1 protein-coding gene is annotated in these 1932 nt (G+C 28.3%); it reads left to right on the top strand.

Annotated features, from left to right (window positions below; translation table 11 throughout):
• Positions 1-248: 248 nt before the first annotated feature.
• A complete protein-coding gene (locus KPL38_RS19070) occupies positions 249-1325 on the top strand; it encodes an SIS domain-containing protein (RefSeq protein WP_216290714.1) in 1077 nt (358 codons plus the stop codon).
• The last annotated feature ends 607 nt before the right edge of the window (positions 1326-1932 follow it).

The following is a 1932-nucleotide window of genomic DNA, read 5'->3' on the forward strand; positions in this document are numbered from 1 at the left end:
AAATTCCGGTTAAATTATTATGTAAATCGGATAAATATATGTGCAAATCCATGATTTAACTAGATAAATTAATTTGTAAAACTTAGGATAAGATAAAGTGTAAATCAACAAATAGTCATAAATGCTTGCATTTCTATAGTACAAGTGGTATATATATTATATAAGTGGTGTATATTATATACCACTTAAACCACATATGTATTTATAATACATATGTGGTATATAAAAAATAATTGGAGGCGTACTTTATGAAAAAAAGCATTATGTGGCATTATATCAACGAAGAAACGACGTTATTGAAAAACATATTATTACGTGAGGACATTCAGAAAATAATTGATAATATTGAACAAGAAGTGGAAACGATTTATTTTGTTTCTCATGGTAGTTCTAACAATGCGGCAATAGCTGTTTCAGATTTTTTATCTCGTTATGCAAATGTTCGTGTTTATTGTTATACACCAGCAAATTTTTTGTACAATTGTACAACCATAAGTTATGAAGAACGCTCAAAAACATTACTAATAGCGATCTCTCAAACAGGAACAAGTCGTGGAACTATAGAGGCAGTTAAAAAAGCCAAATATCTTGGATTTTCAGTATTAGGAATTACAGCTATTAAAGATTCACCCTTAGATAAATTATCTGATATTCAATTACCCCTTAATTGTGGAGTGGAAAATAGTAATGCAAAAACAAAAGGATATAGTTGTACGTTAATGATTCTTATGCTTTTAAGTATTGCTATTGGATTAAAAAAAGGATGCATGGATAAACAACAATCAAATAAAATTTTTGATGAATTAAAAAATTGTGTCGATGAGTTAGCAGATATCACTAAAACAATTATTAAATGGTGTGAAACAACAAAATTTGGAGAAAATATAAAAAATGGGTTTGTTATTGGTTGTGGAATGAACTATGGCACTGCATTAGAAGGACAATTAAAATTAATGGAAACAATGTGCATACCTACGATGTTCAATGATATTGAAGAATTCTCTCATGGAATGCATCGTGCTATCAATAAAAATAGCACTGTGATTTTACTTAATAGTGAACATATATGCAAAGAATTAACAGAAAAGACATTCGAATACTTAAAAAATAAAACAGATAAAGTAATTATGATTAATGCTAGCGAAGATAAAATTGATAACCCAATGGTTATTACTATTAAAAATCATCCATTAACACAATCAGTATTAGGAATAACAACAATTATTCAAATCCTTTCTACGTTTATTCCTGAGTTAAATGAATGTGATCCGAATTTAGATTCTAATAATGATTATACCGATTATATGAAAACAAGGATACAATAAATTTTAAGGTTACTGCCTTGCAATGTAAACCTAATGGAGCTATTGATGTAGCTCCTGATAAGACTTATGTAATAAATAGTATAGAAGCTGAAATAGTTAAAAAGATTCCTCCTAGCCTCTAAGGAAAGCCTCAAAAGAGAGTATCCAGAAGTTAAAAGGAAAGTTATTGAAGCATTTGTTCAGGAAATATTAATTTACTCTGACCGTATTGATGTTACTTACAAGATAGAACCTAGCAATAGTAACAAAAACATGGACAATGATAAGGTCGGTGGAAATTGAACAGTGTCTAACTACATCGCTGTCCATTGAAAGAACTTTGCTATACAATGTTAAAAGTAAAATACATTATAGAGTACTTCTCAATGTATTTTACTTTTATTTTTCATTATATAGGAAACAGCTTGCGGAAACCGCTGTGGATAACATTTTAGATAACATTTTAGATGAAAATTAGGTGGAAAATTCAATAGAAATATGAGATGATTAAATCATAAGAAAAAATAAGATTACTATAAAACAAATATTTGAAGATAATTATCCAAAGTTTTGGAAATTGAATAAAGAAAAGTATCCTGAAAAGATGAGAGAACATATGAATATCGAA

This window comes from Clostridium psychrophilum (assembly GCF_018861705.1).
Taxonomy (GTDB): domain Bacteria; phylum Bacillota; class Clostridia; order Clostridiales; family Clostridiaceae; genus Clostridium_AD; species Clostridium_AD psychrophilum.

Excerpts from the sequence above, each read along its gene's own strand:
- KPL38_RS19070 (WP_216290714.1), top strand. The coding sequence starts at position 249 with ATGAAAAAAAGCATTATGTGGCATTATATCAACGAAGAAACGACGTTA.